Genomic DNA, 25014 nt, shown 5'->3' with positions numbered 1-25014 from the left:
AAAGATATTTTGAATTATTCAATATGGGTTCAATTATTCATTGGAAATTTGAGATAAATTTTGAATTTGGATAATTTGGTTTGAGTAAGCACAAAAATATACTAAAACAAAGGGATTGTGTCGGATTAAAACTACCAAATTGGTTTGATACTAAGGCTATAATGGAACCAAGTTAACGAAGAGAAATTTATAGGAGATCACATGACGGTAGATGTCACTGAAACCATTAATCAAACTGTACATCCTGCGTTTCAGTTGGTACGTCAACACCATGTTGAAGCTTTAGATATTCTAGTCTCTGAATATACGCATAAAGTGACGGGCGCTGTTCATTATCATCTAGCTACTTCACACGATGAAAATGTTTTTTTAGTGGCATTTCGCACACAGCCAATGGATTCAAAAGGCACAGCACATATTCTTGAGCATACTGCGTTATGTGGCTCGGAGAAGTTTCCTGTACGCGATCCATTTTTTCTAATGATCCGCCGTTCACTCAATACCTTTATGAATGCATTTACCGCAGCAGATTGGACGGCATATCCTTTTGCGACACAAAATAAAAAAGATTTCCAGAATCTATTGTCTGTTTATCTCGATGCAGCGTTTGCCGCAAATTTGAATCCTCTGGATTTTGCACAAGAAGGTATTCGCATTGAGCTTGAAAATGGCGAACCTGTGTATAAAGGTGTGGTGTTCAATGAAATGAAAGGGGCCATGAGCGCACCTTCAGATCAGCTTTATCATCAACTTGCTTATCATTTATTTCCAGAAACGACTTACCACTATAATTCTGGTGGTGATCCGAAAGATATTCCAGACCTTAGTTACGAGCAATTGGTTGAATTTTATAAAACGCATTATCATCCGAGTAATGCCGTGTTTATGACTTTTGGTAATCAAAGTGCTTATGAGTTACAAGAGCAGTTTGAAAAATTGGCTTTGGCTCAATTTGAAAAAGGTACCACACTTTATTCAACGCCTGAAAGACGTCTGGCTGCGCCTATTGAAGTTACTGAAACTTATGCGGTGGATAGCGAAGATTTAGCCGATAAAACCTATCATGTTCTGGCCTGGTTATTACCTCAGGCTAGTGAGATTAAATTGCGTTTAGGTATGCGTCTGGTTGAGGGTATTTTACTGGAAAATTCTGCTTCTCCGCTGCGCCATTATTTGGAAACTTGTGGTTATGCTCAATCTACAGGTCCACTGATGGGTGTAGATGACTCTAATTTTGAAATGACGTTCTATTGTGGTGTTCAGGGTTCAAATGCTGAAAATGCGGAAGAATTTAAACAGGGCGTTCTTAAAGTTTTACAGGATGTTGCATCTAAACCGATCGATCAGGCACAAGTCGATGCAATTTTGCATCAGATTGAGTTGCATCAACGTGAAATCAATGGTGATGGTATGCCGTATGGTTTGAGCCTAATTCTAAATGGTTTAAGTAGTGCGATTCACCACAATGATCCTGTTCATGTCTGGGATGTAGATACTGCGATTGATCAGGTGAAGGAAGAGCTGAAAGATCCGATGTGGTTGTCAAATCTAATTCAGACTTATCTTCTGGATAATTCACACCGTGTACAAATGACGCTGATTCCAGATGCAGAAAAGTCACTAAAAGAACAAGCAGAAGAAAAAGCGCGTTTGGCTCAAATTGGTGAACATTTAACACAAGCTGATCGTGTCGAGATTGAGGCTAATACTGAGGCATTGAAGCAACGTCAGGATACACCTGATGATTTAGATTTATTGCCTAAAGTTGGACTGGAAGATGTGCCAGCAGATTTGCACATTGTACAAGGACAACTCCGCGAGATTATTTCAAATCGCCATGATTATCCATTGAATTTATATCATGCGGGAACCAATGGCATTTACTATCAGCAGGTTTTAATTGAAATTCCTGACGAAGTCGTACATTCCCCTTATTTTAATTTATTGTCTATTTTAATGGGGGAAGTTGGTGCAGGGGAATATGACTATTTGACTTTACAGCAGTTGCAAACCGCAGTAAGTGGCGGTTTGGGAATGGGTGCTTCCTTACGAAGTAAGGTTGATGATAAAGGCAAAATTAGTGCATGGCTGACATTAACTACGAAATCTTTAAATGAAAAATTTGATGCCATTGGCTTATTAAAGTTAGCCTTTGAAAAGCTTCGTTTTGATGAGAAAGACCGCATCGTTGAGCTACTTCAACAACGTAAAACGCGTTGGCAGTCTCGTCTATCTGGTTCTGGTCATAGCTATGCGATGCAAGTTGCATCGCGGAACATGAGTGCGTTGGCACAACGCGACTATCACAATACGGGTTTGGGCGCTTTAAATTGGCTGAATGATCTGGTTGATGATATTGAAAAAAATGAAGATGCTTATAATCAATTGATTGCTGAATTAAAAGCGATTCATTTGAAGCTGCTACAGGCACCAAAACAGTTCTTGCTGGTGTGTGAAGAGCAGCTTTCTGAACAGTTGCTTGAAGAAATTCAAACTGTCTGGGACAAAGTTGAAATTGATAGCAATATCCCTAATCTTCAAAATATCGATTACCAGCCAAATGATCAGGATGAAGCATGGTTGATTCAGGCCAATGTCCAGTTCTGTGCATCAGCTTATCCAGCCGTTGACGTTTCAGATCCTGATGCAGCACCACTTATGGTTTTGGCGGCATATCTGCGTAACGGTTATTTGCATAGCGCTATTCGTGAAAAAGGTGGAGCTTACGGTGGTGGTGCAAGTTATGATGGCAATGCATGTTCATTCCGTTTTTATAGCTATCGCGATCCGCGTTTGGCAGAAACCTTTAAGGACTTTGATGCGAGTGTGGAATGGCTTTTGCATACTCAGCAGCAACCTCACCAACTTGAAGAAGCAATTTTGGGTCTGGTAGCGAGTATGGATAAACCAGGCTCACCTGCAGGGGAAGCGATTACTGCGTGTTATGCGCTGTTGCATGCACGTACGCCAGCATTTAGGAAAACCTTGCGCACAAGGTTGTTAAATGTGACTCTGGATGATTTGCAACGCGTTGCAAAACAATATTTAATTAACCAGAAGCCTACAAAAGCAGTAGTTGCTCCGTTTGCAAAACGACAGGAACTTGAACAGCTTGGTTTCCAAATTAAGCAAGTGAATTAAAACAAAAAACTGGAGAACTTTATGTCGTTCAAATCTTTTGAACGAGCACCATTAAAACTGAGTATGTTGAGCATGCTCAGTTGTATGGGTGTATCCGCAGCAAATGCTGAAATATCAACAAATGATACTGCTATTGCCAAAACTACAGTAGTTGCATCTGCTAGCCCTGCAAGTGCTAAAGCTTGTGTTGCATTGGATTCTAATGCAGACCGGTTAGCCTGTTACGATGCACTTTTTAAAGTGCCAGTGGATACGACAAATGCGATTGCGGCACAAGCTGCTGCGCCAGCCGAATCTGAACAGGCTAAAGCGCAACCTACCTCTTTGAAAGAAAAGGTGGGTAATTTATTTGCTCTGGAAGCTGATCCGCTTGATCCGAATGTTTCTTTGTTGGATAAACGTTGGGAATTATCTGAGAAAGCAAAGCTTGGAACATGGAATATTCGTGCCTTTAAGCCTGTATATTTGCTGCCTGTATTTTGGACAACCAAGAAAAATGAATTTCCTTCTAGTCCAAATCCCAATAACACGGTTGATGAAGATCAAAATTTAAAGTCATTGGAATCCAAGTTTCAATTGTCTTTAAAAACCAAAGCTTGGGAAAATATCATCGGTAACAATGGTGATTTATGGTTAGGTTACACTCAGTCTTCACGCTGGCAGGTTTATAATGGTGAAGAATCTCGACCTTTTCGAGAAACTAACTATGAACCAGAAGCAAGTTTGATGTTTCGCACCAATTATAAAGTCTTTGGTCTGGATGGGCGTCTGCTTGGTGTGACATTGAACCACCAGTCCAATGGTCGTTCAGATCCATTATCACGTAGCTGGAACCGTGTGATTTTTAATGTAGGATTTGAAAAAGATAATTTTGCCTTAATGTTACGACCTTGGATTCGTATTCAGGAAGATAGCAAAAATGACAACAATCCGGATATTGAAGATTATGTCGGACGTGGTGATTTAACAGCATTTTATAAATGGAATGATCATGATTTTTCTCTAATGTTACGTCATTCTTTGAAAGATGGAGATGATTCGCATGGAGCCGCTCAGTTTGACTGGACATTTCCCATTAGTGGAAAGTTACGTGGACATTTTCAGGTCTTTGATGGTTATGGTGAAAGTCTGATTGATTATAATCACAGAGCAACTTATTTTGGTTTGGGTATTTCCTTGATGGACTGGTATTGAGGCCAGAAAATTATATGTTTATCCGTATTTAATAAAATGCCCAACAAGTTTGTTGGGCATTTTATATTCGCGGGTTTCAATATTTAGCAAATTAACCAATTTGAATATCTGCACTCGGGTGCTTAAGCCGACTTTTCTTGGGTGTTGCAATTAGATAAGCCAATGTCAGTGGCCCTAAACGACCAGCAAACATCAGTAAACTGAGTACAAATAGACTGCCATTATGTAATTCGCCTGTTATGCCACGTGATAAACCCACTGTGCATGCAGCAGACACCACTTCAAAAAATAAATCTAAAAAGTTTTTATGGGGTTCTAAAACTAAAATAGTCATGAGTCCAATAAAAACCAAGCTTAACGTAATGATCACAACTGCAAGCGCTTTAAATGTACTTTCATAAGAAATGGAATGGTTAAATACCCGAATTTCATCATTACGGCGTAAAAAAGAAACGACACTCAGAACCAAAATAAAGAAAGTACCTACTTTAATACCGCCTGCTGTACTGAGAGAACCACCACCAATAAACATGAGAACCATGGTGAGTAAAGTTGAGCTATTCATTAAAGATGCGGTATCAATGGTGTTAAAACCAGAAGAACGCGGGACAGTTGCTTGAAACCATGCATTGATGGCCTGTTCCCCCAATGTCATTTGATTAAGCGTTAAAGGATTATTTGCTTCCATTAACCAAATCAATAAAAAACCACTCACATTTAAAATGGCAATCGTGGATAAGACCACTTTGCTGTTTGTACTTAGCTTTTTCCAACGTTTATTTTGCTTAATATCCATAAGTACCAAAAAACCGATACCGCCTAATATATAAAGAAAACTAATAGCAAGACAGGCAAAGTAATGGCTTTGAAAACTTATTAAACTATCCGGGAATAGGGAAAATCCTGCGTTGTTAAAGGCTGAGACACTATAAAAAAATGCATAATACAACGCATGAGTAAATCCGAATTCTGATGTCCAGATCATTGTTAGAATCACTATTCCAGTTATTTCAAAGAATAGGGAATAAAAAAATACGGACTGTGCAATAGTGGTGACTTTAGAAAGACTGGTTTGGCCCAGAGAATCCTGTGCCATCATTTGTTGTTTAAGCCCCAACTGAGGAGCTAGGCTTAATGCTGCCAGTATCGCAAAGGTCATAAAACCCAAACCGCCACACTGAATCAAAAAGAGTAGGATAAGTTGTCCAGTTGTGGTGAGAGACTGACCAACATTAACTACTGACAGGCCCGTGATCGTTACAGCAGAAGTTGCGGTAAAAAGTGCATCCATCCAGCTCAAATGACCATTATTGGCCACTGGTAATTTAAGTAAAAGCGTTCCCGCAATAATAAAACTTAAGAATCCCAATGCTAAAAGAGAAGGAGGGCTTAAGTTAAATGTTTTATTTTTAAATTTTTGTTTCATCATGACTTAAAAATCGTTTTGAAAGTTTTTTGAGTGGTTCAAGATGACCTTCTACAATCAAAATATCTTTTGACTGAACTGTATAAGCCGGATCTGGATCATAAATAATATCTTTCCCGCGTTGTAATAAAATTGTTCTAACATGTTGGGTCGCATCGATTAGACCTAATAAATGCACCCCATTTAAATGTTTGGGGATTTCAATCTTGACAATGAAATGATCATCATTGAGTGCCATATAACGACTGACCATTGGGTAGTTCAATGCTTGGGCGACACGTACTCCCATATCTTCTTCTGGATGAATAATTTTATCGACATGCAGATGGGATAAAATCATATGGTGTGCTTTCGTTTTCGCTTTGACCCAAATTTTAGGCACACCTAGATTTTTTAGATGGAGTACGCACAAGATACTGGCTTCAATATCTTCACCAATGGCAACCACAACCGCTGCACAATTTTTAATATTCAGTTCTTCAAGCACATGTTCATCACTGGCATCTGCAATAACCGCGTGAGTCAATTGATCGCTGACATCCTCAACATTGCGCTTGATGGTATCTATACCAATGACATCATGCTTTAACTGAGCGAGCTGTATGGCGACAGTCGCACCAAAACTTCCTAAACCGATGACAGCAAATTGGGCCATATTCAACCTGATAATATTTGTATGCATTGGAGCTTGATAAGAATGAATTCGCTTTTTCATTCTCAAGATAAAATTTATCTTTTATAAAAACCAGTTCGATTAGACTTCCCTGCATTTAGCAGTTTACCTATATATGTATGTGCTTCACTGATGGTTTTGTCTAAGCCGTAATTTTCCTGAGTTTTCCTTAAAAGATCAAATCTCAACACGTCCTAAATCTTGGATAAAGTGTTATTTATCCAGTTTATTATTTTTAAATAAGTTTTAAAGCAAAGAAGTGTTAAAAACCGATAAGGCGTGTGACATCGTCCTTATCGGTTGTTGCCCTATAAAAATTACTTCAAGAAACGTTGATAACCAATATTTTGAGTAATTTCTTCATAAGGGTAGGTAATATTTTCAAGTGTTTCGATTAACACATCCGGGTTTTCCTGTGTATCTGTCGCTTGTAATCCAACCAATACGCGACCTTCAGCAGCGCCGTGGTTACGATAGTGAAATAGGCTAATATTATGAGTAGGGCCCAAACGCTCAAGAAATGTGAGCAATGCACCTGGACGTTCTGGAAATTCAACGCGGAATAAGCGTTCATTTGCAATATTGGCATGACCACCAATCAAGTAGCGAATATGTAGTTTAGCAACTTCATCATCCGATAGATCATCAACTTCATACAACTCTTTCAAATGGTTGTAAATTTCCTGACGTTCTGCTTCGCCAGATTTTAGACTAATTCCAACAAACACTTGCGCTTGATCACTCTCACTGGCACGGTAATTAAACTCAGTGATATTACGACCATGTAAAGCACGACAGAAATTTAAAAAAGCGCCTTTTTGTTCAGGAATTGTCACAGCAAAAATTGCTTCTTTGCGTTCGCCCAATTCGGTACGCTCAGCAATATAGCGTAACCGGTCAAAATTCATATTTGCACCGCAGACAATCGAAACGATGTTTTTGTTTTGAAGCTGATGTTGCTCTACATATTTTTTAATGCCCGCCAAAGCCATTGCTCCAGACGGTTCTACAATACTACGGCATTCATCAAAAGTATCTTTAATCGCAGCACAGATTTCATCAGTATTAACCAAAATTACATCACGTTCTACAATGGGGCCAGAGTTATCTGATTTTTGCAATTGAATAACTTCAAAGGGTTTCTCACCAATTTGGGCTACAGCAGTACCATCTGCAAATAAGCCAACGTGGGGCAAGATCACGCGTTCATTTGTTTCAAAAGCCGCTTTTAAACAGGCCGATTCGTCATATTCAACAGGAATGACTTTGACATGGGGAGCAACGTCACCTAAATAAGCAGCGACACCCGCGATTAAACCGCCTCCACCGACTGCCACAAACACATATTCAACATCACGCCATTGACGTAAAATTTCATTGGCAATTGTTCCTTGTCCTGCCATGACCAATTCATCATCATAAGGTGGAATAAAGGTCATGCCTTCATCTTTGGCACGTTGAATTGCGTATTTATTGGCCACATCAAATGAGTCACCATGCAATACCACTTCACCACCCAGACGCTTTACGGCTTGTACCTTAATATCAGGTGTAGTTTTGGGCATGACAATAATGGCGCGAATTCCTAACTTTTGACCAGAAAGAGCTACGCCTTGGGCATGATTACCGGCCGAAGCAGTAATTACGCCGCGTTCCAATTGAGATTTCGGAAGCTGACTAATACGATTGTAGGCACCGCGTAGTTTAAACGAAAAGACAGGTTGTAAATCTTCGCGTTTAAAGCAAATGTTATTGTTAAGCTTTTCACTAATTCGTGGCGCTGCTTCGAGTGGGGTTTCGATTGCAACATCATACACCGTTGCCTGTAAAATTTGTCGAACCAAACGAGACAGCATGTTAATCTTCCATCTAACAGTTTAAAATAAACGATTATTGTAACAAACCCCTACACATTTGCGCCGATTAATTCGCCCAAATGTGAAAAATAGTTGAGTGATGTCATGAGCCTGTATGCGACCCAAGATGAGAAAAAACAAGCTGCTGCGCAAGCCGCTTTAAAACACTTGCCAAGAGGTGGCATTTTAGGAGTGGGAACGGGCAGTACAGTTAATTTTTTGATCGATTTATTGCCAGAATTACAGCTTGAGGCTGCAGTAGCTAGTTCGCAGGCAACCGCAGAGCGTTTACAAAAGCTAGGTATCGACGTGGTCGATATGAATCATGTCGGTGGACTGGACGCATATGTTGATGGTGCTGATGAAATTGATCGTCATATGCATATGATTAAGGGTGGCGGTGCTGCACTCACACGTGAAAAGATTGTTGCCTCTATTGCTAGGAAGTTTGTCTGCATTGTTGATGATTCAAAATGGGTCGAACAATTAGGACGTGAATTTCCATTACCTGTCGAGGTAATTCCAATGGCACGTTCTGCGGTAGCTCGTAAAATCGTCACTTTAGGCGGTGATCCTGTTTATCGTGAAGGTGTGGTGACAGATAATGGTAATGTAATTTTAGATGTTTATAATTTGAATATTTTAAATGCACTTGAGCTTGAGAAAACCCTGAATGATATTCCTGGTGTGGTGACGAATGGCATATTTGCACTGAATCCTGCCACTATTGCCATTGTTGCAACCAATCAGGGTATTGAAGAACGTACTGCGATTTAATGCAATTGCAACCATTACCCGAAATTAAGATTGTTAGACATGTAAGGGCAAGACGTTTGCGCTTACGTGTCGAACCGCATCAAGTGCGCTTAACCGTACCCTTATTTTGTACAAAAAAACAAATCCAGCAATTTTTAGATCAGTCACAGGACTGGTTAATGCAAACGTGGCAAAAACAAACTCAACAACAACTCGCAAATTCAAATTTTCAGCATATTCGCTTTTTCAATCAGGAGTTGCCGTATCAGATCATCTCTCGTAAACAACACAAAAATTATATGATTGACTCTGAGCAGGCATGTATTTTTATTCGAGAAGATAAAGGCGCTGTGGTATTGAAAGACGTGGTTTATGAGTACGCAAAACAATATTTACCTTTATATTTGGGCGAGATTAGTCAGCAAATCGAATTATCTTTTAGCGATTGTAGTATCAAACGACCTAAAACGCGTTGGGGAAGTTGTAGTGCACAGCATAATATTATGCTGCATGCGGGTTTGGTCTTAATGCAACCAGAAATTGTACGTTATGTATGTGTGCATGAATTGGCGCATACTCGCTATTTTAATCATAGCGCTCAATTTTGGGCAGAAGTAGAAAAATTTGATCCCGACTATTTAATACACCGTAAACAATTGAAGAGTTACCAACTACCTGCATGGTGGTATTAGGAGCTGTAAGATTTTACAGCTCCTAACTCTATTTATTTAATTGAAAGTACAGCTTAGTTGTTCGTTTTCCAATTGCGCAGGAGAAGTATGTTTATCTAAGCCAGCACTTGCAGATAAAACTTTATTGGCTTTAATTTTAAGCTGTATGAATGGATATTGTTGAGAACTATTACTTGGCTCGGCAGATCCGCTATTTAGAATATATTCCTGTGTCGATGCGTTCACTTGTAATAGATTATCTGTACTTCCGCCATCCAGAGTAGATTTATAACTTTGACTTCCTTGACTTAGTTCAATTTCACCCGTAGCTCTAATTTTCAGTACACAGCTGTTGGCTTCATAACGACCAATTAGGTATTCAATAGTTGGGAAGTTGAGATCTGTATTGTCATTATTAATGCCGCTAATGCCTTGCTTGCAAAGATAAATAGAATCTCCACATATACTTGATGTTGTAAATCCAACAGCGCGACGATAGTCACCAGCGCCAGCAGTACGAATAAGTAAAGAGGTGTATGGAGTATCCGGGGTTCCGCTATAGGCTCGTTCTGTTAATGCCTTATAGCCTATACTATTTAAACTTGGCTGAAGCTGACGAACAGCTAAATTAAGCACCGCATCTTTTAAACCATTTGCAAACTGATCACGGGCTGTTTTTTGATTTGCTCCAATACCCGGAGCTGTATTTAAGAGCGGATCGGTATTTTCAACCGTCGTTACGAGTGGTGTAAAATCAGTTTTATTGCCAATTACACTTTTACCATCGAGATAACCATCTGCTAAATCAAGCGCAATGTTTTGAGTAAACTCTGAATAGTAGCTACTAGTTTGATTATGGGTGTTATACCAATAGACAAAATAGCCAAAACTTAGATAACTATCTAAATAAGTATTTTGTGGTAATGTCGAATAGCTTAGATTAGTTAAAGCATTAGCATTTGTAATAGTGGGCGTGTTTTCATTTTTAAAGGCATTCAATAACGCAGTGTTTATATCCTGCATTGCCATAATGAAATGAGTATCGTTGATTTTAGAGGTTTCTATATTTTCATCAGGTAACTGCCCCGCACGAACTAAAGCACGTTGATAAACGGCTTCTGAAACAGGGCTAACAAAAAATATTCTGGATTTAGTCGAGGTTGGCCAAAGTAATGCATGATAGGTTCCATCTAGAGTTACATATTTATCATTAATAAAGTCATAAATTTGTGAGTTCTGGCTGGCGGTAATTTCAAGGCGATAAATTCGATTTGCTTTCTCAATAGGAAATTTCAGAACAGATGATGTCCCGCTAAAAGATGCGATTTCGGTTACGACTTGATTACTACTATTATCATAAAGTTTAAGATTAACATTGCGCATTTCCAATGGAAGTTTTATTAGAACTTCATTAGGTTGCAACGTACTGCTGCTTGAATTGTCCTCGTTGGTCTGTGATGTTGGAGGGGTGTTAGAGCTTCCTCCACAACTGGCCAAATAAGTGCTGAGTATTACAATGCCAATTGATTTAAATAGATTGGTATATTGATATTGTCTGCTTTTAAAAAAAGGCATTCCTTCACCCCTGAAGTTTTAGTCATCCGTGCCAACCAAGGAATCAGTTTTATCATCACTGATAATCTATTATTTAAATTAGAGATTTAAGTCCTTGTCATTTAACGACATAAAATACTTTTTTATACCTTAAAATGGCTTTTAAAAGTTTTATCCAGTTTAAACTATTGGCTTTATTTCATTTTATGCTATCTCAATATAACGGCTAAAGTAATTTTTGACCAGTGGTAGAGTATGTGACAAATACTTTATTACCTCACTTCACGCTATCTACTTTAAAAAGCTTTTTTGAGCATGTGGAGTTGATTGTAGAAATCCAAGTAAACTGCCATACTATCCGCCATTCGGTTGAAATTTAGAGGTAATGATCGTGGTCTCTGTCGGAATTGTTGGGGGAACTGGATATACAGGCGTTGAATTATTGCGTCTTTTATTACGACATCCGCAGGTCACTGTTCAAATACTTACTTCACGTACAGAAGCGGGTAAACGTGTTGCAGATATGTTTCCAAGCCTTCGGGGTCATACTGAGCTTGAATTTTCCGATTTAAATCTGGATAGTTTAAAACAATGTGATGTGGTTTTTTTTGCTACTCCGCATGGGGTCGCTATGCAGCATGCAAAAGAACTGGTTGCAGCCCATACTAAAGTTATTGATCTTGCGGCTGATTTTCGTCTGCAGAATTTAGAACAATTTGAGAAATGGTATGGTTTACAACATAGCTGCCCAGATATTTTAAAAGATTCGGCTTATGGTTTGTCTGAGTTAAATCGCGAGAACATTAAAAAAGCTCATGTAATTGGTAATCCAGGTTGTTATCCTACGACAGTCCAATTAGGTTTAGCGCCATTGCTCAAGTCTGAACAAGATTTGATAGACCCTTCAAGTATTATTATTGATGCAAAATCAGGGGTATCGGGTGCTGGCCGTAAAGCGAGCATGGGGATGATTTATTCAGAAAATGCTGATAATTTTAAAGCTTATGGTGTAAATGGACATCGTCATCATCCTGAAATCGTTGAAGCTCTGGAAAATATTTCAGGTCAAAAAGGTGTATTTGATCACATTGTATTTGTGCCGCATTTAGTGCCGATGATTCGGGGAATGCTCAGTACAATTTATGTCGATTTGACTGAAGAAGGTGCAAATACTGATCTTCAGGCGCTGTACGAGCAATTTTATGCTAATGAAAAATTTGTGGATGTGATGCCTCCTAACAGTTCACCTGAAACACGCAGTGTAAGGGGAGCAAATGAGTTACGAATTGCATTATATAAACCTCAACCGCATAAACTAATTGTGCTGTCAGTGCAGGATAATCTGGTTAAGGGTGCCGCAGGTCAAGCCGTACAAAATATGAACTTAATGTTTGGCTTTGCAGAAGATGCAGGTCTAACAGGCATAGGTTTATTACCATAAAAAACGCTTTTAAACTTCACACACATTTAAATTTCGATTTAAATGTGTGCTTTGGTTCTATCTTCAAATTGAGATGGTGATGCAGAATACTGAACAAATAAATAATGATGATCTACAAATGCCTAAGCCTTCATTTTGGCACACGAATAGACCATTGGTAATTGGAGCAGTTGTTCTGATTTCTGGTAGCTTTCTATTGGGTTATACGGTGGGGCATCGTCAGGGATTAACCGTTGTCGGTTATGATGCCGATGCAGAGCAATTGGTGGAAGTCGTTCAAAAACAGAAAACTGCACTGGATGCGGTCAATAAAAGTTTAAACGCAACCGTACAAGAGCGTGATGTCGCTGTAAGTAATGCCAATGATTTATATCAGGGGATTACACAGGCAAAAAATGACAAGGCACAAATGGAAGGCATGAGTGCGATTTATCGTGAAGTTCTGCGTCAACGTGGTGGCTTAAGTCTCACGATTCAGAATTTAGCTATAAAACCTTTACCTGAAAATGCTTTTGAGTATCAACTTGATTTAGTGCAAGTCAGCCCAAATAAACGTCGTGCTGCTGGATCTCTAGAAATGCGCTTGATTCAGGGTGATGAAATACTGGTTGTACCGTTAGAAGATAATAATTTTAATTTTGATGATTTTGAGCGTTTAACAGGACGCTGGACGATGCCAAAAGGATTTACTCCGCAGTTTATAGAGATTCGTTTGACAGGTTCAACCCCTGTAACCAAACGTTTTAGTTGGCAGCGCGGTAAACCAGTCGATGCAGAATCTGCTTTTGTTGCAGAAATTCCCCAAGCAGAAGCAAACGCAAATTAAGAGTGAATCAAAGAGTATATGCGAACCAATAAGCGACAAATTAGTTTAAAAGACGTGAAAGCTTCCTTTTACCAATCTGGATATGTCGATTGGCATATCAATCCGCGCTTAAGTGATTCGCAGAGCAATGAGGCAGACGGTGATGTCGCGATACAAACCGCTGAACCTCAGCTAAAACGTCCACCTATGTATGCTGTGGTATTATTGAACGATGATTACACTCCAATGGACTTTGTAATTGAAATTTTACAACAATACTTTGCATTGAATCTTGACCAAGCTACTCAAGTAATGCTAACAGTACACTATGAAGGTAAAGGTGTTGCTGGCGTCTATCCACGAGACATCGCGGAGACCAAAGCAAACCAAGTAAATAATTACGCTCGATCCCAAGGTCATCCATTACTTTGTCAGATCGAACCCAAAGATTAAGGGGGTCGTATGCTCAGTCGTCAATTAGAAGTATCCTTACGTTTGGCTGTAAGCATGGCTCGTCAAAAAAGGCATGAGTTTCTGACTGTAGAACACTTATTGCTGGCTTTGCTCGATAATGATTCAGCTGTAAATGCGCTTAAGGCATGTGGTGCTGATATAGTTTCATTGCGTAAAGAGCTAGAAGAATATGTAGAACAACATACGCCTAAGCTTGGTGAAAATAACGATCAGGCTCCACATCCAACTGAAAGTTTTGATCGTATTTTGCAGCGCGCAATTTTCCATGTGCAATCTAGTGGCGGTGATCGTACTGTTGAGGGTGCAGATGTATTAGTGGCAATGTATTCTGAACGTGATTCTTTTGCGGTTTATTTGTTAAAACGTCATCAAATTAATCGTTTGACTCTGACACAGTATTTGTCTCACGGTACACGTAAAGAAGACGTCCAGCCGGAAGAAGAAGTTGAAGATATTGAGGGTGATGCATCTGCATCTTCAAATGCAGGTCCATTGGAACAATTTACCCTCAATTTAAATAACGAAGCGCTGAAAGGCAAAACAGATCCTTTGATTGGTCGTGAAAAAGAGATTGAACGTACTGCACAAATTCTTTGCCGCCGTCGTAAAAATAATCCGCTTTTGGTGGGCGATCCGGGTGTAGGTAAAACCTCTATAGCAGAAGGTTTAGCGTGGTTGATCGTTAATGGCAGAGCGCCAAAGCCGCTTGCAAATGCTGAAGTTTATAGCCTTGATATTGGTGCTTTAGTTGCAGGAACCAAATATCGTGGTGATTTTGAAAAGCGTTTAAAACAACTTTTAAACGCTTTAAAGAAAAATCCAAACGCGATTTTATTTATTGATGAAATTCATATGATTATTGGTGCTGGTTCAAGCATGGGCAGTACCATGGACGCATCAAATTTAATCAAGCCTGCACTGGCTAATGGTAGTTTACGTTGTATTGGTTCAACGACTTTTCAGGAATATCGTCAAGTTTTTGAAAAAGATCATGCCTTGTCTCGTCGTTTCCAAAAAATTGATGTAAATGAGCCAAGTGTTTCTGAAACCATCGATATTTTGCGTGGACTCAAAACCAAATTTGAAGATTTTCATCATGTTGAGTATGAAGATAAAGCCTTAGTTGCTGCGGTTGAACTGTCCTCTAAATTTATTAATGATCGATTCTTGCCAGATAAAGCCATCGATGTCATTGATGAGGCAGGCGCGCAACGTCGTTTAAAAGCGGAAGCAGATGGCACTCTGATTACTATTGAGAATATCGAAGACATTGTTTCCAAAATTGCACGGATACCACCGAAAACCGTGTCTAAAGATGATAAAGCTGTTCTTGGATATCTGGAACGTGATCTTAAGCGTGTGGTCTTTGGTCAGGATGAAGCGATTGCCGCATTGGCATCCGCAATCAAACTTTCCCGTGCGGGTTTGAAAGCTCCCGATAAACCTGTTGGTAGCTTTGTATTTGCTGGTCCAACTGGGGTCGGTAAAACAGAAGTGACTAAGCAATTGGCCAAATTGCTAGGAGTGGAGCTGGTACGTTTTGATATGTCTGAATATATGGAGCGTCATGCAGTTTCACGTTTGATTGGTGCGCCTCCAGGCTATGTTGGATATGATCAGGGTGGTTTATTAACAGATGCCATTCATAAAAATCCACATTGTGTATTATTGCTGGACGAAATTGAAAAAGCGCATCCTGATGTGTTCAATTTGTTGCTGCAAGTCATGGATCATGGTGCTTTAACTGACAATAATGGTCGCAAGTCTGATTTCAGAAATGTAATTATTGTTTTAACGACTAACATTGGTGCGGAAAGCATTTCTAGAACCAGCATTGGTTTTACAGAGCAAGACAATAGTAATGATAATCAGGAAGCAATGAAACGTGCTTTTGCACCTGAATTCCGAAACCGTCTTGATGGTGTAATTCAATTTAAAGCCTTACCAACTTCGGTGATCGAGTCAGTCGTTGATAAATTCCTAACGGAATTACAAGCCCAGCTGGATGACAAAAAAGTGGTGCTTGAGGTTGACCAATCTGCGCGTGATTGGTTGGCAGCGAATGGTTATGATCGTTTAATGGGGGCACGCCCAATGCAACGATTGATTCAGGAACATTTGAAGAAGCCACTTGCTGAAATGATTTTATTTGGTGAGTTGGCTGATCATGGTGGGAATGTCGCGGTTTCTGTGAAAAAAGAAGAGGGCAAAGAGGTTGGATTACAGCTTTCTGTCTTTGAAGATCAAACGGCCGAGCCTGCTTAATCGATGTTAGAATATCTTTCGATAACCCGAATATTGAGTGTATTCGGGTTATTTTTATTGACAGCGATTGCTGAAATTTTAGGCTGCTATTTCCCTTATCTAATTTTAAAAGAAGGAAAAAGTGCGTGGTTATGGATTCCCACTGTAATTAGCCTTGCTGTATTTGTATGGCTTTTAACCTTACATCCAGCCGCTTCTGGTCGTATCTATGCGGCGTATGGTGGGATTTATATTTTTACGGCACTCATGTGGCTTCGATTTGTTGATCAGGTTGCATTGACACGTTGGGATCTTTTAGGTGGCCTAGTGGTTTTAATGGGTGCATGTTTAATTATTTTACAACCGCAAGGTTTGATCCGATAGAGCCTAAACCTAATGTTTAAATGTAAAAAAACGCTGTTTGAACAGCGTTTTTTTATCGAAAAATTTTAATTATTTTGAATTTTCGTTAAGTAAAAATTCCATTAAAGCTTTTTGCGCATGTAATCGATTTTCAGCCTCATCCCATACTACAGAATTTTTGTGATCCAGCATATGCTCTGAAATTTCTTCGCCACGATGCGCAGGTAAACAATGCATAAATAAACAATCTGGATGAGCAATATCCATGAGTTTTTCATTGACCTGAAAGTTTGCAAATGCTCTTTCACGAAGCTTTTGTTCTTCTTCTTGTCCCATGCTTGCCCAGACATCCGTCACAATTAAATCTGCATTTACTGCCGCATCTTCAGCATTGTCAAAAACTTCAACACAATGCGCAAATTCAGATAAAAACTCTGGCTTGGGTTCATAACCTTTAGGTGATGCAATTTTTAATTTAAATCCCATCATATGGGCAGCTTCGATATACGAGTTGCACATATTATTACCATCCCCAATCCAGGCAACAGTTTTACCTTTAATGCTCCCACGATGCTCCTGATAGGTTTGCAGATCAGCGAGAAGCTGACAAGGATGATGATCATCTGTTAAGCCATTAATCACGGGAACTTTTGAATAAGAAGCAAACTGTTCAACGATCTCATGACCGAAGGTACGAATCATGACAATATCTAGCATACTGGAAATAACGCGGGCAGAATCTTCAATTGGTTCACCACGGCCTAATTGAGTATCACGTGGTGAAAGAAAAATAGCACTACCACCAAATTGATTAATCCCTGCTTCAAAAGAAATGCGTGTACGTGTACTCGATTTCTCAAAAATCATTCCTAGAACTTTACCTACAAAAGGCTGAAATATCTGTTTCTCATGCTGTAAGCGTTTTAGTTCGCTCGCACGATCTAAAATATGGTGTAATTCCAAAGAAGATAAGTCGCGTAAAGTTAAGAAATGCCGTAGAGCCATAGTTACTCCACAATAATTGTTGTTAAACAACAATTAGTTGCTGATAAATGAACGAAAAAAGAATCAAATACTATACTACACGTATTTGAAAATGCAAAGAAATTAGCTTATTCGATGGCCATTCAAAAACACATCGACGCAATATTCAATGTGATCAAGAATTTCTTGATGATCAATAGTCATGGGAACTCCCATAATGATTTTCCATTCAATATTACGCAATATGCCAAAATACATCATGGCAGAATTAAAAGGTTGAGGGCAGTAGATTTGATTTTGTTGTGCGGCTTGCTCCAAAGCGCAGGCAATGGTCTTTTGCACAAATTCTGGGCCACGTTCATGTAAATATAAAGCCAATTCTGGATCACTTTGAGAACGTTCAATAACCAAACGCATAAAAGCAGCGTTTTCAGTACAGGTAATTTTTTGGTAAAAACCAATAAGAGTTTGAATCAAATAACTTCTTAAATCTTGAATATGGCTATTAAATGCAACACACATATTTTTAAAAAAAAGTTCACGTCTATAATCGCAGATGGCTTTAAACAATCCTTCTTTGCTACCAAAGTATTTATAAATAGATGCTTTTGAACCACCAGCATGATTAACAATATCATCCAGAGAAACGGCCTCATAGCCGCGTTCTAAAAATAACTCAGTGCCACTTAACAAGAGCGCTACTCGGCGTTCGTGTCCTCGTCTGGTTTGTGGCAGTTCGCAGCAGGCGTGTTGAGTCATAAGGTTCAGTGTTCTCTACATAAAAATAGTGAAAATTTAAGAAATTAAACGTCTTAATGGCAGTATAACAAAAATTAATAGAGCTGACTGTAAAGGTGGCTTTATCGATAAGAGCTTATGTATATATGGGTACAAATATGGAAGATTCAACAAAAAATGTTTTAAGGTGCTGTAAATAAGCTAATTCGCAAAATATTTACGATTATATATGTAGGGTTAACGAAAAATAGTAGGGACAACGTTTGAGGGTGGATAGATTAATGGATATTCGAGCTAGATTTTTTGCATCATTTTTAAAAATAATTAAACAGTCGTCATTTTTAAAATTAATATGATTCAAAGAATCCTAGAGCTTATAGATCACAATCATTCAATTATATTCATTAAATTAAAAAATGAATTTTTGTTTAGATGTTCATTTATGTCGCATTTTCTGAAATTTATGTGCACCATGTTGACTACTTTTTAAAGGTTAATTAAAGAAACTGTGTAAAAAAAAGACACTTAGCGCGTAAAATACAAAAACTAAAACTAAAGTATAACAAAAAAGGAATTTTTTAATCTTTTCATTTTTTTTCAAGAGCGTATAAAAAGAGCTATTATCAATCGATAATAAGTAATAATTAAAAGTTGGCTTGATAATTGCAACTAGGAAAAACAAGCTCATCCTTTAGTATCTTTGAATAATACCAACAGATACCAAAGGAGAGAACTTATAATCAAGGAGTTTTTATGAAACATTCAGCGACCTCACTACTTGTATCTGCACTTATGGTTTTTACAGTCGGAGGAGCAACACAGGTTCAAGCTGCCGATACATTGGCAAAAATTCAAAAGAGCGGAAAAATTATTATTGGGCATCGTGAATCTTCTGATCCAATTTCTTATGTAGTGGGCGGTAAACCAGTCGGTTATGCAGTTGATATCTGTAATAACTTTGCCAATGAAATCAAGAAAGACCTTAAGATGCCAAATCTTAAAGTTGAATATAAAGCCGTGACTTCATCGACCCGTATTCCTGAACTTCTATCAGGCAATATTGATATGGAATGTGGTACTACAACTAACTCTAAACAGCGTCAGGAACAAGTAGGTTTTTCAACCAATTACTATGCAACTGAAGTCCGTATGGCTGTTAAAGCTAATTCTGGTATTAAGAGTCTTGGTGACTTAAATGGTAAAGCGGTTGTAACAACTCAGGGAACTACATCTGATAAGTACATTAAAATGAATGAGCGCGGCCAAAAAATTAATGTACAAAACATTTATGGTAAAGACCATGCAGATTCATTCTCAATGATGGCTTCTGGTCGTGCAGCAGCATTTGTGATGGATGATAATATTCTGGCAGGGCTTATTGCTAAGTCATCTAACCCGAAAGAATTTGCAATTGTTGGCCCTGTATTATCCTCTGAACCCTATGGCATCATGATTGCCAAAGATGATCCAAAATTTAAGGCAATTGCAGATCGTACAGTAAAAGGCATGTGGAAATCTGGTCAGATGGATGCTTTATATAAAAAATGGTTCCAGTCAGCCATTCCACCTAAAAATACCAATTTGAATATGCCACAAAGTCAATCGTTTAAAAAATTAAAAGCAAATCCTACTGATGCGGGTATTTAACTCATCATTTTAATGAATAGTAGGTAGACCGTTGGCTCATGTAGTGATTTTTACTGCATGAGCTGTGCTTTTTTGAATTTTAATAAAAGGGGCAGCTATGTCAGTTGGTTCATTAAACTGGACTGCATTTTGTGCTGAATCTAATGAATACGGAATGGATAAAGCCGCATGGGCTGAATCAGTCTGTAAAGGATTAGGTAGCGCAAGTTATTCTCCTTATGCCGATGCACCTACATGGCTTCAAATGCTAGGTTCAGGCGTATTTACGATGGTTTGGACAGCCGTTGTTGCGTTTTTAATTGCATTCTTGTTAGGGTCATTACTGGGTATTATTCGTACTTTACCTAACAAACCTTTAGCTTTTATTGGCAACTGCTATGTTGAAATTTTCCGTAATATTCCTTTAATTGTACAACTTTTCTTCTGGGCTTTTGTATTTCCTGAGTTTCTACCTGACAGTTTGAGTTCTGGAAGTGGAGATATCGTTGCAGGTGGTTGGTGGAAAAATATTTTAAATACTCATCCAGCTGTTATTGGTGTTTTTGCTCTGGGTCTTTATACAGCGGCACGCGTTTCTGAGCATATCCGGGCGGGGATTAATACAGTATCACGCGGTCAAAAATATGCTGCTTCTGCACTTGGTTTTACTACAGGTCAAAGCTATCGCTATGTGATTTTACCTGTGGCTTATCGGATCGTTTGGCCGACCATTACGTCTGAAGCCATGAACGTTTTTAAGAATTCGGCAGTACTCTATGCACTCAGTGTACTCAATTTCTTTGCCTATACTAAAACGATGCGTGAAGAGACTTCTCAAGATATTGTTATTCTAATTTTATCTACGCCAGTATATTTAATTATCACTTATGGCATTAAATTTGTGATGGCTTGGATTGAGAAAAGAATGGCTGTGCCTGGTTTAGGCTCGGGAGGGAAGTAATATGGATTTTAGTTTATTACAACATCCTGATGTGATTCACGCATTAAAAGAAGGGTTTATTTTTACCCTTACGGTAACAGTTTTAGCTATGATTGGCGGGATTCTTATTGGTACGCCTCTGGCAATGATGCGTTTATCCGATAACTTTGTAGCGCGTAATTTTGCCAAGTTTTATGTGGATGTTTTTCGTGGTATTCCACTGATTCAGGTCATTTTTATTTTCTATTTTCTGTTGCCTAAAGTATTTGCTTTCCAGTCGGACACGTATTGGGGGCCATTATTTTCTAGTGTGGTTACGTTTGCTATTTTTGAAGCAGCGTTCTTTTCTGAGATTGTACGTTCTGGTATTCAGTCTGTTTCAAAAGGTCAGGTGAATGCGGGTTATGCATTAGGCTTTACCTATGGTCAATCCATGAAATACGTAGTGTTACCACAAGCTTTTCGCAATATGTTGCCCGTGCTTTTAACACAAACGATTATTTTATTTCAGGATATTTCGTTGGTCTATGTAATCAGTGCGCCAGACTTTTTAGGCCGTGCAGATACGCTAGCCAATACTTATGGCCCTGAAACAAAAGCAACCTTTTATTTTATTGTAGCTCTGGTTTATTTCTGTAGTTCGTTCTTGCTTTCGCAACTCGTTAAACGATTACAGCAGAAAATTGCCATCATTCGCTAATTGGAGATTTTAAATGCCAATGATAGACATCCAACATATCTCTAAATGGTATGGTGATTTTCAGGTTTTAACAGATTGCACCACTAGCATTGAAAAAGGGGAAGTGGTCGTCGTTTGTGGCCCATCAGGTTCTGGAAAATCAACATTGATTAAAACAGTCAATGCACTTGAACCCATACAAGAAGGCAATATTTTAGTCGATGGAGTATCACTGCGTGATCCTAAAACAAATCTTGCCAAATTTCGTTCAAAAGTCGGAATGGTATTTCAGCATTTTGAACTATTTCCACATATGACAGTACTTGAAAATTTAACGGTTGCACAGGTTAAAGTACTGAAACGTTCCGTGGCGGAAGCTCGTGAAAAAGGTGTGAAGTATCTGGAACGGGTAGGTTTACTTGCTCATAAGGATAAATTTCCCGGACAGCTTTCTGGCGGGCAACAGCAACGTGTCGCGATTGCCCGTGGACTATCAATGGATCCGATTTGTATGTTGTTTGATGAACCCACGTCTGCACTTGACCCTGAAATGGTGGGTGAGGTTTTAGAGGTGATGATGCAACTTGCCAATGAAGGCATGACTATGATGTGCGTAACGCATGAGATGGGCTTTGCTAAACGTGTGTCAAACCGTGTTATTTTCATGGATGAAGGTAAAATTCTGGAAGATTGTGCGACAAGCGAATTTTTTGGTAATTTGCATGCTCGTCATGATCGCGCCAAATTGTTTTTAGATAAGATCCAAATGATGCATTAAAGGTCTCTATAGTAAAAGGGAGCTGATAATTCGGCTCTTTTTTATGGATTAAAAATTTATAATTTATTTGCAAAAAACCACAGATGTACTGTGGTTTTTTTAAACAGAAATGAATTATAAATTTTTCTGTTAATTAGAAGCTATATTTTGCCATTAAATTCAAACGTGAATAATCACCATCATTTGACTTGGTAGGATCAAGCTGTTCAAAAATCTTACGTTGACCATAGGTATATTCCACGCCTAAATCAATTGCTTTGGTCGGGCTGTAGAACGAATTGACAATGATATTATACAAGGTTTTATTTAAACCATCACGTGTCGTTGCTGCAGTGGCGGCACGTGACGCAAAATCTGCATAACCATTATCATCTTTATACCAGATACCGCCAGCTGCAATCGTTGATCTGAATTTTGGACTCCATGTGCGCGAATAACCAATAAGTCCTGAATCAAACTCACTTTCTGAAATATTTAAGCTACCATCAGCATTGCTTGAAGCAACATAAGCGGGGTTGCCGTAAAGTAAATAACGGTTATCACCTTTAACGTGATAGTAGTTGGCAAATACTGTGTCTACATCGGTAATTTTATATTTGGCACCTAAACCAATACCCCAGCCAAGTTTTTCTTCGTCGTTGCTGTCATTGGTAGAGATACGATTTTCATGTAGAAGTGCATGTGCTTGGCCTAAAAATTTATTATCAGCTGTTTTAAAATCGTATCGGGCAGTAACGGCAGGGAATCGGTTACCACCACTCGAAGTTGTACCATTGGCATTGACCGTCGTGTTCGCTGTAGTAATGTTGTCAACATCACCACCTTCCAGTGCAAGCAACAATTTCTGGTTGGCATCAATTGGTTGAGTATAGCGAACCTGAACAGTACGCGTTGAACCATAACCCATTGGCCCATTGAAGTCGACCGTTTCAGGGGCGGTATCGACATTGACAAACGGAGAAGTGGTTTGTCCTGCTAACCATTTTCCGACATTTACATAGGCATGACGCACACGTAATGAACCTGTACCATTTGTTCCTGATGAGCCCATAAAGTCAGCTTCAATTTTACCCGTAATTTCACCAATATCACTTGGACGAGAGAAATCCAAACCAAAACGAGTCGTTGCAGCAGACACGTTTAGTGCATCTTCGGTTGCATTGGCTGAGTTTAGAGGAACTTTGTTGGTTGGATTACTGATATTCGTTGTATCGGCATTCGTGCCTTTAAAGTCATACGTGGCATCTGCGCGGATACTACCATACAACTTCACTTGAGTTTGACCATCTGGCAAAGTTAACCAGCCTGGTTTTGCATTGGCTGGAGCTGGTGTAGCTGGCGCTTGTGCAAGAACTGGGGCTGGAGGTGGAGTAACATAAGCGGGTCGAGCTTTTTGTTCTGCCACGATTTGTTTTTGAGCTACTGCCTGTTGTTGGATCAATGCGCGAAGTTCTGCGACTTCTGAACGTAATTGTTGGATCTCTTGCTGCTCACTTGTTGCTGCAAAAGTTGGAAAAGAGATTGCTGTTAGCCCAAATGTACTCATGCAAAGTACTAATTTATTAAGTTTGATCACGATGACTCCAATAATTATGATAAAAGCTCAAATCAAAAAGCTTCATATTTTTGCAAACAAGAATAGTGCCAATAATTAAGTCAAGCTAATGAGTCTTTTTTTTGTTTGCTTAAAAAATATTCAATTATTTAAATAAGACCATTTAAATATTCAATTTGTTAAAAACAAAGAGGGAAATTTTATTAATGATTCAGTTTTAAATCATACTTAAATTCATTTAATAAACTAAATTTGGAAAAAAATAGTAATATGTGGGGTTTGTATGAAAAATAATTTAAATTTGACTTGGTTTTTTATGATTTTAGGGAAATAATCCCATATAGATATTGGTACTTTATACATCAGGGTGTGATGGGGATCGAAAAGAGTGATCTACGGATTGGGAGATACGTAGATCTGACCCAAAAGGTCTCAATTCGGCTTTGACAGGATTAACCACAAGTTAATTACAAGACGCATTCATTTATCAGTGAAATAGTCGTCACAAGTAAACAAGTGTTTTCCCTTGACCCTGTAAAAATTGAATAACTATAAACGTTCCAATAAACCACAATAGTCTGATTATGATTGCGGAGTAACGATGGAACTGGATCGTTTTGATAAACAAATTCTTGAAATATTAACCCATGAAGATGTCAATCTGAATGAGCTTTCTGAGCGTATCAGTCTTTCAGTTAGTTCAGTTCATCGACGTATTAAGCACTTAATTGAAACCAATATCATGAGTAGTCTCAAACGTGATATTAATTTCGCTAAACTTGGATTTAGTTTGCATATTCTTTTACAGGTTTCATTAAGCAAACATGATACGGAAACGTTTGACAAATTTTTGACTGAAATTGAAGATATTCCAGAAGTCACCAATGCTTTTTTGGTCACAGGGCAGAGTGCTGATTTTATTTTAGAGTTAGTTGCTCGTAATATGGATGATTATAGTGATATTTTGCTACGCCGAATTGGAAAAATTGATAATGTAGTGGCATTACATTCGAGTTTCGTAATTAAGGAATACAATGTATTTAACTGTTATAAACTATTAAACAAATTATAAAAAAAACGCGCATAAAGTGCGTATGTGATTAGTATTGATAGATG

Annotated in this window: 21 protein-coding genes; 14 read left to right on the top strand and 7 right to left on the bottom strand. The window is 38.6% G+C overall.

Annotation, left to right across the window (positions count from 1 at the left end; translation table 11 throughout):
* Positions 1 to 201: 201 nt before the first annotated feature.
* Positions 202 to 3141, top strand: a complete 2940-nt coding sequence (locus IAE20_RS03745; RefSeq protein ID WP_200481162.1) for an insulinase family protein — start codon at positions 202 to 204, stop codon at positions 3139 to 3141.
* 21 nt (positions 3142 to 3162) lie between these two features.
* On the top strand, positions 3163 to 4335 hold the full coding sequence (locus IAE20_RS03740) for a phospholipase A (RefSeq protein ID WP_200459538.1): 1173 nt from the start codon (positions 3163 to 3165) through the stop codon (positions 4333 to 4335).
* Positions 4336 to 4426: 91 nt separating this feature from the next.
* On the opposite strand, the gene IAE20_RS03735 is transcribed toward IAE20_RS03740, so the two are convergent.
* The 3 genes from IAE20_RS03735 to ilvA form a co-directional block, all read right to left on the bottom strand.
* Positions 4427 to 5764, bottom strand: coding sequence for a TrkH family potassium uptake protein (locus IAE20_RS03735; RefSeq protein ID WP_200459537.1), 1338 nt, complete (start codon positions 5762 to 5764; stop codon positions 4427 to 4429).
* Positions 5745 to 6416 carry a potassium channel family protein gene (locus IAE20_RS03730; protein ID WP_200459536.1) on the bottom strand — a complete coding sequence of 224 codons (672 nt, stop codon included), beginning with the start codon at positions 6414 to 6416 and terminating at the stop codon, positions 5745 to 5747. The genes IAE20_RS03735 and IAE20_RS03730 overlap by 20 nt, the downstream gene beginning before the upstream one ends.
* 335 nt (positions 6417 to 6751) lie before the next feature.
* Positions 6752 to 8290 (bottom strand): threonine ammonia-lyase, biosynthetic, encoded by a 1539-nt coding sequence (gene ilvA / locus IAE20_RS03725; RefSeq protein WP_200481161.1) that lies wholly within the window; start codon positions 8288 to 8290, stop codon positions 6752 to 6754.
* 105 nt (positions 8291 to 8395) lie between these two features.
* On the opposite strand from ilvA, the gene rpiA reads away from it, so the two are divergent.
* Positions 8396 to 9067 carry a ribose-5-phosphate isomerase RpiA gene (gene rpiA, locus IAE20_RS03720; RefSeq protein WP_200459534.1) on the top strand — a complete coding sequence of 224 codons (672 nt, stop codon included), beginning with the start codon at positions 8396 to 8398 and terminating at the stop codon, positions 9065 to 9067.
* Positions 9067 to 9738, top strand: coding sequence for a SprT family zinc-dependent metalloprotease (locus tag IAE20_RS03715; RefSeq protein ID WP_200459533.1), 672 nt, complete (start codon positions 9067 to 9069; stop codon positions 9736 to 9738). Before rpiA ends, IAE20_RS03715 begins: the two co-directional genes overlap by 1 nt.
* A 36-nt stretch (positions 9739 to 9774) precedes the next feature.
* Here the strand turns inward: IAE20_RS03715 and IAE20_RS03710 are convergent, their stop codons facing one another.
* The gene (locus tag IAE20_RS03710; RefSeq protein WP_200481160.1) at positions 9775 to 11292 is read right to left on the bottom strand and encodes a hypothetical protein; all 1518 of its coding nucleotides are present in this window, start codon (positions 11290 to 11292) and stop codon (positions 9775 to 9777) included.
* A gap of 364 nt (positions 11293 to 11656) precedes the next feature.
* Here IAE20_RS03710 and argC point away from each other — a divergent pair, with 364 nt between their 5' ends.
* The 5 genes from argC to IAE20_RS03685 all read left to right on the top strand — a co-directional run bounded on the left by argC (position 11657) and on the right by IAE20_RS03685 (position 16619).
* The gene (gene argC / locus IAE20_RS03705) at positions 11657 to 12712 is read left to right on the top strand and encodes an N-acetyl-gamma-glutamyl-phosphate reductase (protein WP_200459531.1); all 1056 of its coding nucleotides are present in this window, start codon (positions 11657 to 11659) and stop codon (positions 12710 to 12712) included.
* Positions 12713 to 12785: 73 nt separating this feature from the next.
* Positions 12786 to 13538, top strand: coding sequence for a DUF6776 family protein (locus tag IAE20_RS03700; protein ID WP_200481427.1), 753 nt, complete (start codon positions 12786 to 12788; stop codon positions 13536 to 13538).
* A gap of 18 nt (positions 13539 to 13556) precedes the next feature.
* Positions 13557 to 13970, top strand: a complete 414-nt coding sequence (gene clpS, locus IAE20_RS03695; protein WP_200459530.1) for an ATP-dependent Clp protease adapter ClpS — start codon at positions 13557 to 13559, stop codon at positions 13968 to 13970.
* A 9-nt stretch (positions 13971 to 13979) separates the two neighbouring features.
* Entirely contained in the window at positions 13980 to 16256 is a 2277-nt protein-coding gene (gene clpA / locus IAE20_RS03690) for an ATP-dependent Clp protease ATP-binding subunit ClpA (RefSeq protein WP_200459529.1), read from the top strand.
* A 3-nt stretch (positions 16257 to 16259) separates the two neighbouring features.
* Positions 16260 to 16619 (top strand): YnfA family protein, encoded by a 360-nt coding sequence (locus IAE20_RS03685; RefSeq protein ID WP_200459528.1) that lies wholly within the window; start codon positions 16260 to 16262, stop codon positions 16617 to 16619.
* 69 nt (positions 16620 to 16688) lie between these two features.
* Here the strand turns inward: IAE20_RS03685 and argF are convergent, their stop codons facing one another.
* On the bottom strand, positions 16689 to 17603 hold the full coding sequence (gene argF / locus IAE20_RS03680) for an ornithine carbamoyltransferase (protein WP_200481159.1): 915 nt from the start codon (positions 17601 to 17603) through the stop codon (positions 16689 to 16691).
* A gap of 102 nt (positions 17604 to 17705) precedes the next feature.
* On the bottom strand, positions 17706 to 18341 hold the full coding sequence (locus tag IAE20_RS03675) for a TetR/AcrR family transcriptional regulator (RefSeq protein ID WP_200459526.1): 636 nt from the start codon (positions 18339 to 18341) through the stop codon (positions 17706 to 17708).
* Positions 18342 to 19073: 732 nt separating this feature from the next.
* Here IAE20_RS03675 and IAE20_RS03670 point away from each other — a divergent pair.
* The 4 genes from IAE20_RS03670 to IAE20_RS03655 all read left to right on the top strand — a co-directional run bounded on the left by IAE20_RS03670 (position 19074) and on the right by IAE20_RS03655 (position 22343).
* Positions 19074 to 19967 carry an amino acid ABC transporter substrate-binding protein gene (locus IAE20_RS03670; protein ID WP_200459525.1) on the top strand — a complete coding sequence of 298 codons (894 nt, stop codon included), beginning with the start codon at positions 19074 to 19076 and terminating at the stop codon, positions 19965 to 19967.
* 97 nt (positions 19968 to 20064) lie between these two features.
* A complete protein-coding gene (locus IAE20_RS03665; protein ID WP_200459524.1) occupies positions 20065 to 20907 on the top strand; it encodes an amino acid ABC transporter permease in 843 nt (280 codons plus the stop codon).
* Between the two features lies 1 nt (position 20908).
* Entirely contained in the window at positions 20909 to 21586 is a 678-nt protein-coding gene (locus IAE20_RS03660; protein WP_200459523.1) for an amino acid ABC transporter permease, read from the top strand.
* A gap of 13 nt (positions 21587 to 21599) precedes the next feature.
* Positions 21600 to 22343: an amino acid ABC transporter ATP-binding protein gene (locus IAE20_RS03655; protein WP_200481158.1), complete on the top strand. Its 744-nt coding sequence runs from the start codon at positions 21600 to 21602 to the stop codon at positions 22341 to 22343.
* Positions 22344 to 22476: 133 nt separating this feature from the next.
* Here the strand turns inward: IAE20_RS03655 and IAE20_RS03650 are convergent, their stop codons facing one another.
* On the bottom strand, positions 22477 to 23919 hold the full coding sequence (locus IAE20_RS03650; RefSeq protein ID WP_200481157.1) for a DcaP family trimeric outer membrane transporter: 1443 nt from the start codon (positions 23917 to 23919) through the stop codon (positions 22477 to 22479).
* 580 nt (positions 23920 to 24499) lie between these two features.
* On the opposite strand from IAE20_RS03650, the gene IAE20_RS03645 reads away from it, so the two are divergent.
* Positions 24500 to 24970, top strand: a complete 471-nt coding sequence (locus tag IAE20_RS03645; RefSeq protein ID WP_200459520.1) for an Lrp/AsnC family transcriptional regulator — start codon at positions 24500 to 24502, stop codon at positions 24968 to 24970.
* The last annotated feature ends 44 nt before the right edge of the window (positions 24971 to 25014 follow it).

The sequence above is a fragment of the Acinetobacter sp. S54 genome (genome assembly GCF_016624945.1).
In the GTDB taxonomy this organism is placed as follows: Bacteria; Pseudomonadota; Gammaproteobacteria; order Pseudomonadales; family Moraxellaceae; genus Acinetobacter.
The sequence above is the reverse complement of the archived record's forward strand: the minus strand, read 5'-3'. Positions and strand labels throughout refer to the sequence as shown.